14 protein-coding genes and 1 pseudogene are annotated in these 13,884 nt (G+C 41.7%); 4 read left to right on the forward strand and 11 right to left on the reverse strand.

What is annotated here, in order from left to right; translation table 11 throughout:
- Window positions 1-132: 132 nt before the first annotated feature.
- Window positions 133-1,833, reverse strand: a complete 1,701-nt coding sequence (locus AC4MDD_RS17025; RefSeq protein ID WP_010325632.1) for an NAD-dependent malic enzyme — start codon at window positions 1,831-1,833, stop codon at window positions 133-135.
- Window positions 1,834-2,105: 272 nt separating this feature from the next.
- On the opposite strand from AC4MDD_RS17025, the gene AC4MDD_RS17030 reads away from it, so the two are divergent.
- Window positions 2,106-2,705: a YfjT/YkfB family phage-associated protein gene (locus tag AC4MDD_RS17030; protein WP_491882064.1), complete on the forward strand. Its 600-nt coding sequence runs from the start codon at window positions 2,106-2,108 to the stop codon at window positions 2,703-2,705.
- Between the two features lie 8 nt (window positions 2,706-2,713).
- Here the strand turns inward: AC4MDD_RS17030 and AC4MDD_RS17035 are convergent, their stop codons facing one another.
- Window positions 2,714-2,998 carry a DUF2798 domain-containing protein gene (locus AC4MDD_RS17035; protein WP_004684392.1) on the reverse strand — a complete coding sequence of 95 codons (285 nt, stop codon included), beginning with the start codon at window positions 2,996-2,998 and terminating at the stop codon, window positions 2,714-2,716.
- Window positions 2,999-3,175: 177 nt separating this feature from the next.
- Here AC4MDD_RS17035 and argS point away from each other — a divergent pair, with 177 nt between their 5' ends.
- Together argS and AC4MDD_RS17045 are read left to right on the forward strand one after the other, a co-directional pair.
- Entirely contained in the window at window positions 3,176-4,981 is a 1,806-nt protein-coding gene (gene argS / locus AC4MDD_RS17040) for an arginine--tRNA ligase (protein ID WP_491882065.1), read from the forward strand.
- Window positions 4,982-5,259: 278 nt separating this feature from the next.
- On the forward strand, window positions 5,260-5,862 hold the full coding sequence (locus AC4MDD_RS17045; protein WP_004684390.1) for an SPOR domain-containing protein: 603 nt from the start codon (window positions 5,260-5,262) through the stop codon (window positions 5,860-5,862).
- 29 nt (window positions 5,863-5,891) lie between these two features.
- On the opposite strand, the gene AC4MDD_RS17050 is transcribed toward AC4MDD_RS17045, so the two are convergent.
- The 8 genes and pseudogenes from AC4MDD_RS17050 to AC4MDD_RS17085 form a co-directional block, all read right to left on the reverse strand.
- Window positions 5,892-6,491: an alpha/beta fold hydrolase gene (locus tag AC4MDD_RS17050; protein ID WP_491882066.1), complete on the reverse strand. Its 600-nt coding sequence runs from the start codon at window positions 6,489-6,491 to the stop codon at window positions 5,892-5,894.
- A gap of 14 nt (window positions 6,492-6,505) precedes the next feature.
- Window positions 6,506-7,147, reverse strand: coding sequence for a glutathione S-transferase family protein (locus AC4MDD_RS17055; protein ID WP_078426287.1), 642 nt, complete (start codon window positions 7,145-7,147; stop codon window positions 6,506-6,508).
- Window positions 7,148-7,278: 131 nt separating this feature from the next.
- Window positions 7,279-7,677, reverse strand: coding sequence for an OsmC family protein (locus tag AC4MDD_RS17060; RefSeq protein WP_491882067.1), 399 nt, complete (start codon window positions 7,675-7,677; stop codon window positions 7,279-7,281).
- 102 nt (window positions 7,678-7,779) lie between these two features.
- Window positions 7,780-8,727, reverse strand: a complete 948-nt coding sequence (locus tag AC4MDD_RS17065; protein ID WP_491882068.1) for a pirin family protein — start codon at window positions 8,725-8,727, stop codon at window positions 7,780-7,782.
- Between the two features lie 261 nt (window positions 8,728-8,988).
- A complete protein-coding gene (locus AC4MDD_RS17070) occupies window positions 8,989-9,663 on the reverse strand; it encodes an HNH endonuclease (RefSeq protein ID WP_278345109.1) in 675 nt (224 codons plus the stop codon).
- Between the two features lie 134 nt (window positions 9,664-9,797).
- The gene (gene guaA / locus AC4MDD_RS17075; protein WP_205667349.1) at window positions 9,798-11,366 is read right to left on the reverse strand and encodes a glutamine-hydrolyzing GMP synthase; all 1,569 of its coding nucleotides are present in this window, start codon (window positions 11,364-11,366) and stop codon (window positions 9,798-9,800) included.
- Window positions 11,367-11,513: 147 nt separating this feature from the next.
- The gene (locus AC4MDD_RS17080; protein ID WP_491882633.1) at window positions 11,514-11,861 is read right to left on the reverse strand and encodes a NirD/YgiW/YdeI family stress tolerance protein; all 348 of its coding nucleotides are present in this window, start codon (window positions 11,859-11,861) and stop codon (window positions 11,514-11,516) included.
- 126 nt (window positions 11,862-11,987) lie between these two features.
- Window positions 11,988-12,392: pseudogene (locus tag AC4MDD_RS17085) on the reverse strand (DoxX family protein).
- Window positions 12,393-12,586: 194 nt separating this feature from the next.
- Here AC4MDD_RS17085 and AC4MDD_RS17090 point away from each other — a divergent pair.
- Window positions 12,587-13,231 carry a DedA family protein gene (locus AC4MDD_RS17090; RefSeq protein ID WP_004684377.1) on the forward strand — a complete coding sequence of 215 codons (645 nt, stop codon included), beginning with the start codon at window positions 12,587-12,589 and terminating at the stop codon, window positions 13,229-13,231.
- Here the strand turns inward: AC4MDD_RS17090 and AC4MDD_RS17095 are convergent.
- Window positions 13,228-13,821 (reverse strand): LysE family translocator, encoded by a 594-nt coding sequence (locus AC4MDD_RS17095; RefSeq protein WP_005401909.1) that lies wholly within the window; start codon window positions 13,819-13,821, stop codon window positions 13,228-13,230. The genes AC4MDD_RS17090 and AC4MDD_RS17095 overlap by 4 nt on opposite strands.
- Between the last annotated feature and the right edge of the window lie 63 nt (window positions 13,822-13,884).

Below are 13,884 nucleotides of genomic sequence, written 5' to 3' on the forward strand. Positions count from 1 at the left end.
GTTTTTATACTTGTGCGCGGAGTGTACAAAATGTCTTTTTTTTAATCTAGTAAAATAATGTTAATGAAGACGCAGCTCTCAAAAAACAAAAAGGAGCATTACGCTCCTTTTTGTTCAATCTCATTTTCAGCTTTAGAAGGCAACACGTTTATAGTGACGATACTCTGGCTTCCAAAAGTTTTTCTCAATCGCGTGTTGCAATTGCTCATCACTAATAATTGGGGCTACACCTGCATCCATTGCTGCTTTGGCCACTTTGAAGGCTATCAGCTTAGAGACTTTCTGAATTTCATCAATCTCAGGCAATAAATCTGCTGTAGGGTTGGTCAACATCGGTGAGCAATCTGCCAAAGCATTACTCGATGCAATCAGCATCGAATCGGTCACACGGGTTGCATTGGCCGCAATCACGCCCAACCCAATGCCTGGGAAGATATACGAGTTATTACATTGCGAAATATTATAAATTTTGCCTTGATAATTGACAGGAGCAAAAGGACTGCCTGTCGCTATCAAAGCCTTGCCGTCCGTCCAGTGAATAATATCTGCTGGCACGGCTTCGACACGCGAAGTGGGATTAGAGAGTGGCAATACAATCGGACGATCACAGTTCGAAGCCAAAGTACGAATCACTTCTTCAGTGAATAAGCCCGGCTGACCCGATACGCCAATCAATACGGTAGGTTTGGCATTCTTCACGACATCGAGCAGTGAAATCACCTCTTCAGCATTGCCCCATTCCGCTATTACGTCTGGCTTTTGCGCCAATTTACGTTGGAAATCGAGTAGATTCGGCTGATTTTCAGTGATTAAACCAAAACGATCGACCATATACACGCGTGCACGCGCTTCGGCATCAGTTAAACCCTCAACTTTCATCTGTGCAACAATTTGCTCAGCAATCCCACAGCCTGCTGAACCCGCACCTAAGAAGGCAACGGTTTGATCTTTGAGCTGTTTACCTGCCGCACGTGATGCAGCAATCAAACTGCCCACAGAAACGGCTGCGGTACCTTGAATATCATCATTAAAACAACAGATTTCATCACGGTACTTATTCAATAACGGCATGGCATTATTTTGCGCAAAATCTTCAAATTGAATTAAGGCTTTCGGCCAACGACGCTTGATCGCAGCAATCACTTCATCGACAAAAGCATAGTACTCATCACCACTGATACGCGGTTGATTCCAACCCATATAAATTGGGTCATTCAGTAACTGCTGATTATTGGTCCCGACATCGAGGGTAATTGGTAACGTATAAGCTGGGCTAATACCCCCACACGCGGTATAGAGCGACAACTTTCCAATCGGAATACCCATACCACCAATGCCTTGGTCGCCCAAGCCTAAAATACGCTCGCCGTCGGTAATCACAATAACTTTGACATTTTTCTTGTTGATGTTATGCAAGATGTCATCAATATGCGCACGGTCTGGATAGGAAATAAATGTACCACGATGGCGACGATAAATATCCGAAAAACGCTGACAGGCCTCACCCACCGTTGGAGTATAGATAATTGGCATCATCTCACTTAAATGGTTTTCAATGAGGTGATAGAACAAGGTTTCGTTGGTGTCTTGAATATTACGCAAGTAAATGTGCTTATTGATCGCATCATTAAAAGCACAGTACTGTTGATAAGAACGCTGACTTTGTTCTTCAATGCTTTCTTCAACATGCGGAATTAAACCATGCAAGTTGAAGCGAGTGCGCTCTTCTTCCGTAAATGCCGATCCTTTATTTAACAGCGGCAACTCAAGCAAGGTATTGCCCGCATAAGGGATGTATAAGGGTTGTTTTGTCTTTAAATATTCTGTCGTCATTACCTATCTCGTTATACATAGATTTAGATGAACCTATGGGGAGAATCTATGCATCTAATTCGGCTACTAGCTTAGCGCCATTTGCTCGTCTTTTGATATTTATAAGCGTGATGCAATTATCAAAGCGATTTAGTCTGAAAATAAAAATCAAACCAACTCAACGTAAAAAGGACGTTTACGACAGTCTTTCGGTCAAATAACGCATGGATAAAATTTGAACTTAAATAAAGCTCAAGCTAAGCTAACGCTTTTATTTCTTCTTTATATTAAAAATGATCATCAAAAAATTGAGGTTGTTGAGCCTCGCATGTCTTTACCTCACACAAATGACAGCATGCCAATCCATTTCTACAGCGCAGACTACAGTGAGTGATAAAATTACAGGACTATTTGGTCATAACGAAAAACTGCCTGAAATCGATCCCAAAGGCATTGTCGATATCAGTAAAGCCACCATCGAGCAATATGAGCAACTCAGTGCAAATTTACCCTTGAACCAATGGGTCTATTTGGAGAATGAAAAACAAGGGATTTATCAGCTACAAAACAAATCGACCGAAGGCTTTGTGCTCTCACTACGTCTGAATTGTAAAATCAGCAGTCATCCGCCTACATTTGAGCTTCAAGATGCGCAAGGCAAACGTATCTTATATGGCTATGATAAAGAAGCAGGACAGATTCAGTTTTTACTCGACAACAAAAACTATGGCAATCCCTTTGATCCATTTCAACGCCAAACCCTGAGTCGTTTTCAACAACAGCTTGCCAGTGCCAAAGTAATTAAGCTCTTTCATGCCAGCAAACTGTATCGTTTTCAAAACCAAAATGCGGAACTCCTAAGCAAACCTGTCTCATGCCGTGAAAATAGCTAAAATGGAGGTTATTTGGGTGGGTTCAAATGTGACATATCAACAAACACACCGGTCAAACGGCGCACAATCGGTAGCACAATGAGCACTACAGGATAAGCCACCACCCAAGACATCATCCATGCGGACAGCCAAACCTGTAGGAAATTGTCCACCCAACCCAAATTGCGCCAAAGATTGATCATCGAGATAATGCCACTCATAAAAAATGAGATAAAAAACGGCAAAATAAACATGGCGTATTTTGCTGGTAACTTGGGAATATTCCCAATGATCATCGGCCGCTGTTCAGACACGTTTTATCCTTAAAAGTATGCGTTTTGGTTTTCATCATACTGCGCTTTTCATATTTATTGCAGCGCAATCTTTAGCAGTTTTTGAACATTTTTTATTCTATAAAAATGGATTCACCTAAAGACGCGGAAATTTGCTATATTTAGCGTTTTTCTGCGACATTAAATTTTCGACTGAATATGAACACGGCAATCCAAGCAGCTCTCGAGCACGCAGTACAAAACCTTCAAGCTGAAGGCGTCCTTCCAGCAGACTGGAACAACAGCAGTACTTTGACGCGTACCAAAGACCGAAGCCATGGTGACTTCGCGTCCAATATCGCGATGATTGCCTCTAAAGCTGCGGGTATGAAGCCACGTGATTTAGCCGAAAAAATTCTTGCTGCACTGCCTGAAGTGGCGGACATCAGCAAAGCAGAAATCGCAGGCCCTGGCTTTATTAACTTCTTTTTAAATGCTGACCAACGCTTTGCTGTACTTGATCAAATTCAAGCGCAAGGCAATCAGTTTGGTCGCACTCAAGCCAATGCTGCGAAGAAAATCCAAGTAGAATTCGTTTCTGCCAACCCAACGTCTAGCTTGCACGTTGGTCATGGTCGTGGCGCAGCATATGGGATGACGGTTGCAACCTTGCTTGAGGCAACAGGTGCAACGGTAGACCGTGAATATTATGTGAATGATGCAGGCCGTCAAATGGACATCCTTGCAACATCTACCTATTTGCGCTACCTCGAATTAACAGGCCAAGCACTGGTTTTCCCTAAAAATGCCTATCAAGGCGATTATGTTAAAGAAATCGCGCAAAGTATTATCGATGCTGATGGCGATGCCTACGTCCGCCCTGTAGCAGACGTCTATAAAGATGTCCCTGAAGATGTGCAATATGCAGAAGAACTCGATGCCGAAGGCAATAAAGTTGTCCTTTCAGGCGACAAAGAAAAGCACATTGATGGTTTAATCCATAATTCACAAAGCTTAATCGGTGAAGCTTACCGCGTATTCCACCAAGCAGCGCTGAATGCGATCTTAGATGACATCAAAGATGACTTGGGCGAGTTTGGTGTAACCTTTAACCAATGGTTCAGCGAAGCATCACTCACTGATAAAATTGATGAAGCGTTAGCCACTTTAGAACAACGTGGTTTCTTATACAAAAAAGACGGCAATATTTGGTTCAAATCAACTGAATTTGGCGATGAAAAAGACCGTGTTGTGAAGCGTCGTAATGGACAAACCACTTACTTTGCTTCTGACATTGCTTATCACCTGAACAAATTACAACGTGGCTATACCGATATTATTGATATCTGGGGCTCAGACCACCATGGCTATATTTCACGGGTTAAAGCCGCGATTGATGCCTTAGGGTATGACTCGAAAAAACTCACCGTTCTATTGGTTCAGTTCGTCAGCCTATGGCGTGGTGGCGAGATGGTACAAATGTCATCTCGTTCTGGTCAGTTCGTGACTTTACGTGACCTGCGTAAAGAAGTGGGCAACGATGCTGCGCGTTTCTACTACGTGATGCGTAAGTCTGAGCAACACATTGACTTTGACTTAGACCTTGCAGTTTCACAAAGCAAAGACAATGCGGTGTACTACATTCAATATGCGCATGCACGTGTCAATCGTATGGTCGATGTGAAAGCACCTGAAAAAGGCATTCCTTTTGATCGTAGCAAAGTAGCTGATTACGATGCGACCTTATTAGTTCTTGACGCTGAAACTGAAATTCTTGCCAAACTTGCGGCCTATCCAGAAATTGTGCTTCGTGCTGCAAATAGCTATGAACCACACCAAGTGGGTAACTATTTGAAAGAACTCGCAGCATTATTCCATGGTTGGTATAACTTGGATAATACAAGAATTATCGACGAACAGAATATTGCCCTTTCGCAAGCCCGTTTATTACTTTCAATAAACGTACAACAAGTTTTGCGTAATGGTTTAGAGTTACTAGGTGTGTCTGCACCTGAAGCCATGTAATAAGTGAAGCAAAGCTTCACACATGGCTGCAAGACCGAAAGCTATGCTTGAGGTAACGATGTAAAAAGCAACGCTTTGCACATCGTCACAAGATGAAGGGCTTTGCCCGAAGTAGCCATATCAACCCTGATGTATTGCTCGCTTTGTGAAACTTGAATTTTGCAAAGCGATTCTTTATTTTACAATGACGCCTCTTTTAATCCCTTGAGGCCAAGTACTAAAATAAAGAAGAGAATGGGCCAGTCCCTCATATTGATTAGAAGAAAAGAGGTTTCCACGTGTTTGGAAAAACGCAGCGCGGTGTATCTGAAAGACCGAACAAACCCAAAAAGCCACTGATTCCAGCTTGGCTCGGTACACTTGTGGTCATTTTAATCGTGCTCTGTTTTGCTGTAGCACTGTTACTGTGGAAACCTTGGGCACCAGTGAAGCCGAAAGGGCAAATCACTTCGGAACATTATCAAGAAGAAACCAATAAAGACTACCGTTTCTATGACCTACTGCCACAGCAGCAAGTGACGCCAATTCCTGATCAAGCCATTCCTGAAACCAAAGATAATCCAAGCACTGTGGTGATTGTTGAAGCACCTGCTGCCGAAGAAAGCACCCCTGCTGAACCGGGTTTAACCGAAGCAGCACCGACACCGCAAGCGCCAAGTTTTATATTGCAAGTCCGCAGTTACCCTGACCCTGACAGTGCCGATGCACGTCGTGCAGAAATTATCTTAAATGGTCTCTCTGCCGATGTCGTCAAAACCGTTGAAGGCGGCCAAACATGGTATCGCGTGATTTCAGGGCCATATGACTCGCAAGAAGCCGCGGTGATTGCACAGCAAACCCTACAACATAGCGGGATTGATTCGATTGTGGTCAAACGCTAAAACAAAAAAGGATGCCTCGGCATCCTTTTTTATACTCTGAGTTTGGCAAGAAAATTTTGAATCAATTGCGCAACGTGCGCCGCATGCACATAAGCTAAATCATGTTGACCCTGTGACACGATATGCAATTCAGCATGTGGTATTTGACGGTGTAAGGCCTGCCCCACCGCAACAGGGCTAATCGGATCTGCATCGCCCCAAATCAACAAAACTGGACACTGGATACGCTCCAGACTATCCGTCAAATCAGACTGATGCTGAACAAACCAATCAGGAACCATAAAGCTCTGTTGATAATCCTCTCTCCAATCCTTCACCTGAAAAGGACTTAAATCAATACCGCCTGAGGTTGCCACAAGTACCAAAGCCTGCACCTGCTCAGGTTTTTTTAGGGCAGCTTGTACTGCAAAAATGCCGCCCATGGATTGCGCAATAACCACAGAAGGCTGTTGGATTTGATTCAACACATCGGCTTGTAAGCCTTCAAAACTTTGCACATCCACATCATCAGCATAACCACCAAAGCTCGGATAAGCGACGACTATAGTTGAATCGTCCTGTAGGAGTTGGATAACAGGTTGCCAAAATGCCGTATTGCCCGATGCACCGGGCAAAAAAATCAGGTTCAAATCATCACCACCCACTAGAAACCACTGAGCTCTTTGGCTTTTTTAAATGCTGGGCGCTGCTGAATGCGCTGTGCATAAGCAACCATTTGAGGGTTATGGGCTTTTACCCGCTCTTGCATCGCCACCACAGGAAAGCTCATTTGAATATCAGCAAAGGAAAAATCACCTGCAAAATAGTCATGTTGAGATAAATAATTTTCCAAATATGCACTGTGCTCTTTCAAGCGTGGATTAATAAAGCCACCTTTCACCCCATCACAAATTTTATTGGCAATCGGTTTAATTAGAAAGGGAACATGCTTGGATACATTACTCATCACCAAAGTCATGACCAAATATGGCATCAACGAGCCTTCGGCATAATGCATCCAGTAGTTGTATTGCATTAAATCCTTTGGATTTTGCGGTTTAAACTTGTGCTCCGTATCGTAGGTGGCTTGTAGGTATTCCAAAATAACCGCAGATTCTGCTATGACCAAATCACCATCGGTCAAAACAGGTGCTTTACCTAAGGGATGAATGTTTTTTAACTCAGGTGGCGCAGCATAGGTCGGTAGGCGTTTATAAAACTTCACCTCATACTCCAGCCCTAACTCTTCCAAAGCCCATAAAATGCGTAAAGAGCGTGAATGTTCCAAATGGTGCAGGGTGATCATTGTTTTACCTTTTGTTTTAATTGAAATCTAGCACTCACTTTACGCTAAAATTTGGAGTTTGTACCTGTCGATACACATGAATATCCAGTCGCACAAAATCCTTTACCGCCTATAAAAAACCGTCAAGCGAGTTAAACAATTGAGGTTTCAATCTCGACGGAACGTAATAAAGTTTTAGTGACTGGTGTTTTTTGACAGATGTCTAAGATTTTTTGGTGTGCTTCTTCTGTCAATGTTTGCTCAAACGACAAACGACGACTGATCCATTCTCGGCCTTCTTTATTAGCATTAAAATCTGCTTCGACACTAAAAGCCCCCCACTCAATACCTTTGTGCTGTGCATACATCCGTAGGGTAATCATGGTGCAGGAAATCAAACCTGTACAAATAAAGTCATAAGGTGCTGGGCCTTTGTCCTGACCGCCAAAAGACGCTGGTTTATCGGTAATAAATTGGTGTTGTCCCCTGCTTACTTCACCAGACCATGCTTCGACGCATGTTTTGACTTCTGCATTCGCAATTATTGCCATTTTTTTATTATCCTATTTTTCATTGATATTATTTTGAATAGGTTTCAAGTATTGAAACTGTCCACCTATTCTGTTGTTGAACGACTTGTCGCAGTATTCCCTTTATTTTGAAGCGCGCATTTGGTCTGGAAATGCTGGAGCTTCTAAGCGCGGACCTTCATAGTCAGGAATCGAACCAAAACGTTCATCTTGTGCAATCCACTGATCACGTGCAATTTTCAACTCTGCTTGAGTACGACCAACAAAATTCCACCACAGTAGAATTGGACTTTCAAACGGTTCACCACCTAACAGCAACAAGCGACTACCAGCATGAATTTCAATTTCAATCGCGCTTACACCCTGCTCGAGCACCACCATATTATCCTCATTCAGTTCGTGCCGATTGACGGTAGCCGTTCCTTCTAAAGCCATAAAGCCATATTCAAAGTTTGGATTGAGTGTTAAACGGGTTTTGGTGCTTTCTGCTGCGCTTAAGTCCACCCCTAACAGCTCAGTATAGACACTCACAGGTGAGGTGGTATTTAAGAACTCTCCGACCAAAATGGTAAATGCTACCCCATCTTTTTCCACCACTGGCAGTTCTGGATAGTGATCGAAACGGGGTTCAACAGCAATTTGTGCATCGGGCAATGCAATCCACAATTGTGCTGCATGCATTTTGGTTTCTGTATCTGGTGCGACTTCCGTATGGGAAATCCCGTGTCCTGCGGTCATGAGGTTGACCTGTTTTGGACGAATCAGCTGCTTGCTACCCAAACTATCGGTGTGCATCATGGTGCCTTCAATCATCCATGTAAAGGTTTGCAAACCGATATGTGGATGTGGGCCAACATCTAAACCATCCCCTTGTGGGAAGGTTACAGGGCCCGCGTGATCTAAGAAACACCATGCACCAATCATTCTTTTATGGCGACTTGGCAGCGCGCGATTGATGACCGTCCCTTGGCCTATTTCAGCACTTCTCAGTGGAAACTCTTGAATGAATTGATTTACGTATTTTTCACAGTCATCCAAATGTGAAAGTTCAGTATAATTATTATTCGTCATGTGCTTACTCATTACAGATCCATATGTCCTAGATCATAACAAGCAGATTCCCAACTGCACATCCCTAAAAATAGAATGCTGATTCTTAAACTTGGGACAATATCTTGTGTTTTCAAAACCTAACTACAAGGCAATGCGTGGATGTAAAAATGTTGTTACCTCTTTATTTTTTTAAAGATTACGACCAACTGAAAATAAGAAAAATATTATTGTGTAAGCCCTTTTGATAAATGAAATATACAGATTTCTCAATTTTTATGCCTATCCCATATAAATTTCATTCTGATGATAGTGTAGATAAGGAAGGTGTTTTACATCCAAGTGCAATTTTAAATGTGTTGGAATAGAAAAGAACTCTTTATCAACCTCATTGAGCTTTTTCGAAATCTGAACTATCCCCGTGTCAAGAAAAGTAATAAATCCTTGATCAAATAGACGGTCAAAATTTGGGGACAATAAGAATCCATTATAAACATCTACTTTTTCATTTCCATCACACTTTGCCCAAGGCTTAATATGGGATGCAATTAACAATCTACTATGACTAAAGCCTGTGACTGCACAATACGGATAAAAATCAAAAAGCTTTTTCCTGAACTTATTTTGAATCAGTCTGACTTTAACCAAACGCTCAGCATCTGTTGTAAATATTTGTTTTTCCGTAAATATTGACTCATCATTAACATCAATTTCTTTTAAAAAGTCACCATAATGCTTCAATGCAGAAGAATACATATTATTCCCCACTCGGTTTCTATCTTGATAGATATCTAAAGTAAAAATTGTCTGCTTTAATGCTTCAAACTCAATGCTGTTTTGAGGTAACTCATAACTAGGTAACCACTCATTAATTCTATTTTTTATAACTAAATCATATTTTAAAGCTGTAGCCTTTGAAAGATTCTTATTCTGTATTAACCAATGATAAAAATTCATCCGTCTCTCCCTACCTCGTTATATAAAAAAGGACGCCTAAGCGTCCTTTTCAAAGAGTAATTTCTCGTTTACTGCCACAGGCGTAGCCTTTGGCGTAAAACTGGCATGAAGCGTTGCTTCATGAAAGCCCAGTTTTACTCCCATTCAATCGTTGCTGGTGGCTTAGACGACACATCATACACAACACGAGAAACATCTTTAATTTCATTCATGATACGCGTTGAGATTTTATCGACAAGATCATAAGGAAGATGTGCAAAGCGTGCTGTCATAAAGTCAACCGTTTCAACGGCACGAAGTGCAATCACCCATGCATAACGACGGCCATCACCGACGACGCCAACAGATTTCACCGGTTGGAATACAGCAAAGGCTTGTGCAGTTTTATCATACCAACCACTTGCACGAAGCTCTTGCATGAAGATGTCATCTGCAAGACGTAAAATGTCTGCATACTCTTTCTTCACTTCACCCAAAATACGCACGCCCAAACCTGGACCTGGGAATGGATGGCGATAAAGCATTTCAAACGGTAAACCTAAAGTTGTACCTAAACGACGTACTTCATCTTTAAACAAATCACGGATTGGCTCAACCAATTCAAAAGCTAAGTCATCTGGTAAACCGCCCACATTGTGGTGAGATTTAATCACATGCGCTTTGCCATTTTTGGTTGCAGCAGATTCAATCACGTCTGGGTAAATTGTCCCTTGAGCAAGGAAGTTTACACCATCAAGCTTACGTGCTTCTTCAGCAAAAACTTCGATGAACTCACGACCAATGATTTTACGTTTTTTCTCAGGATCAACTTCACCTGCAAGTGCAGTCAAGAAACGCTCTTCAGCATCGGCACGAATCACACGGATACCCATGTTTTTCGCAAACATGTCCATCACTTGCTCACCTTCGTTCAAACGGAGTAGACCGTTGTCAACGAATACACAAGTCAATTGATCGCCAATTGCACGGTGTAAAAGTGCAGCAACCACTGATGAATCCACACCACCAGACAGACCTAACAGAACTTTTTGATCGCCAATTTGTTGACGTAATTGTTCAACGCGTAGATCGATGATGTTTTCAGAGTTCCACAGGCTACGACAGCCACAAATGCTGTGTACAAAGTTCGATAATAACTCTGCACCTTTTGCAGTGTGCGTTACTTCTGGGTGGAACTGAATCCCGTAAAAACGACGCGCTTCATCAGAAACCATCGCCACTGGACAGCTTGGTGTGCTTGCAGTGATTTGGAAACCTTCAGGAATCGCTGTCACTTTGTCACCATGGCTCATCCAAACTTTAAGTTGGTCTTTAGTGTCTTCAAGATCACCAATCAACTTGTCACGAACTTGGATGTTTACTTCGGCATAACCGAATTCATGTACAGTACCCGGCTCAACTTTACCGCCAAGCTGTGCAGACATGGTTTGTAAGCCATAGCAAATACCCAAAACTGGTACACCTAAGTTGAACACAACTTCTGGCGCACGTGGGCTGCCTTCTTCGTGTACGCTCTCAGGACCACCTGACAAGATGATACCGTTTGGATTAAATGCACGAATGTCTTCTTCAGACATGTCATAGGCATACATTTCAGAATATACGCCAGCTTCACGTACGCGGCGTGCAATAAGCTGGCTATATTGAGAACCGAAATCCAAAATAAGGATACGATCTTCAGTAATTTGAGTATTGGTAGTCATGACAAACAACTATGAAAGGCAAACGAATATAAGCGCCGTATTCTAGCATTTTTCCGCGCATAACGCACATAATTCGGACAAGCTTTATACAACACTTAAAACCCAATGGTTTTTATATCAAAAAGCACGCTTTCGCGTGCCTGATGTTTATTTCAAAACTTTTTCTATTTTAACGACTTCAATATCGGTCGGTTTATAACGATGTGTATCCACCTCACCGACCACTTGTACTTTATCGCCTGCTTTAATATTGGATGCTTTCCATAAATCGTCATCAATATCCAGCAAAATATCCCCTATACCATCGCTGAACTCGTAGTTGTCTTCATTGAGATGTTTCAGCAGTGTCCCTTTTAAAGTGACCGCAGTTTCATCTTTGAGCTTTGCAATGGCTGACACAGAGACATGGTTCTTTGCAGCTTCTTGTAAAATGATATGATCATCTTTGGCCCATGCGCCAGCGGCAAGACTTAAACTTGTAATACATAACCCTATTTTAAAAAGATTTTTTCATCTTATTTTCCTCATGTTTTATTGATCTTGATCAAAAAAAATAACGTCCACACCGTACTTTTTTGTAAATAAAAAAGCAGCATCCTGCATGCTGCTTTTCATTTTGAATTATTTTTCAATCAAATGATCTAGACTCATTTTTCCTGCACCATGCAGCATTAGAAACAATAGACCACCTGCCATGGCAAAATTTTTCATAAAATTAATGCTGGCTTGTGCGCCATCGTGAAAAATAAACGCGGTAATAACACTAAATAGGTCTAAGCCAAACGCAGGAAAGTGGGCTTGAAAACCAAATAACAGCGCTAAGCCACTACCAAACTCAACTAAAATGGTTAAAGGTAATAGCGCTCCAAGCCCCCATATACCCTAAAGTTACGCTATAAGCTGAAATTTTTCCCTAGCTTGCAACAAGAGAATATAAGCCATCAGTACACGGGGAATTAAAGCTAAAACTACATCTGTATTGGGTTGATTGATAATATTTTTGGCCACAACATTTCGATTAAATATTTTTACACCTTTAAATACGTTTTATTTGAAGTTGTAGCTATCTTAATGTTCTCTATTTTTAGAATAAATATCCATTTTCATCACACATACTTTTAAGATAAGAACACTGATAGCTAAATTTATTTACGTTTTAATACTGACTTCTGATAACGAGACTGCTAGGATTTCCGCACTCTTTTGCTTATTTGTGCCCCATGGAACTGATTGATTTTATATTACATGTCGATGACCATCTGCTTGAGTTTATCACCAACTATGGGGTTTGGATTTATGCAATTTTGTTTCTCATCATCTTTGTGGAAACAGGTTTGGTGGTCATGCCGTTCCTACCCGGAGACAGTTTATTATTTGCCGCAGGTGCATTAGCTGCATCCACAGGTGCAATGAACCCATGGACTCTTGGTGTTTTACTTTTTATCGCGGCTGTACTGGGCGATACGCTGAATTATCACATTGGCCGTTATATTGGACCGCGTGTTTTTGAAATCGAGTCCCGTTTCATCAATAAACAACACCTGATTAATACACAAAAATTCTTTGAAAAACATGGTGGTAAAACCATTATTTTTGCGCGTTTTATCCCTTTTGCGCGGACTTTTGCACCTTTTGTAGCAGGTGCAGGAAAAATGGATTACAAATTTTTCCTGTCTTATAACCTAATTGGCGCATTCTGCTGGATTGGTTCATTCATTACTTTAGGCTATATTTTTGGTAATGTGCCTGTGGTCAAAGACAATTTCACGCATCTGATTTTCGGCATTATTATTATTAGTGTCTTGCCGGGGATCATTGGTTTTATTCGTGCAAAATTAAAGAAAAAATCAACCACTGAAGCTTAAGCAAAAAAGCGTAGAATCACGGGAAACATACACACCACCAACAACATGGCCGATCCTTTATATAAGAGATCGGCTTTTATTTGTTTGGACTCACCCGATAAAATGGCACGGCCAAAAGACATCCAGAACAGTGCCGTTGGCAATAACACCAGACTAAACACCGCAAAGACCAAAAAGAAATTGGTGGGATTATCCCAGGCTTCATAGGGAAAAATACCTGCAGCAAATAAGACCGCTTTCGGATTTTTCAAAGTTGAAAAAAATAATTGTTTAGGTCGAATCGAGGTAAAACGTTGATTATGTTTTTCTAAGTGTGAGCTTTTCCACAAATGAAAAGCCAGCCAGAACACATAGACTGCACTGAGTGCATGTAAAAGGTCTATCAGATAAGGCCAAGTCGGGGTGCTAAGATGAATCAGGAGTGCCCATAAATTGATGGCATAGAAATACCCAAACAGTTCTGCGGGTACAAGTAAGCTGGTCTTCGCCAGACCTTGCTGATGTGCAGAGCTTGCGAGTAAAGCATTGGTTGGTCCCGGAATCATCAAGACAGCAATCATTGCCAATACAAACAGCCAACTCTCAATCATAGACATCCAACAACAGCATTAAAGATGCGCAATTTAGCCGAAAAAGAGCTGTTTCCTCAAGTC

The organism is Acinetobacter sp. CAU_H_29a_1, from assembly GCF_058599505.1.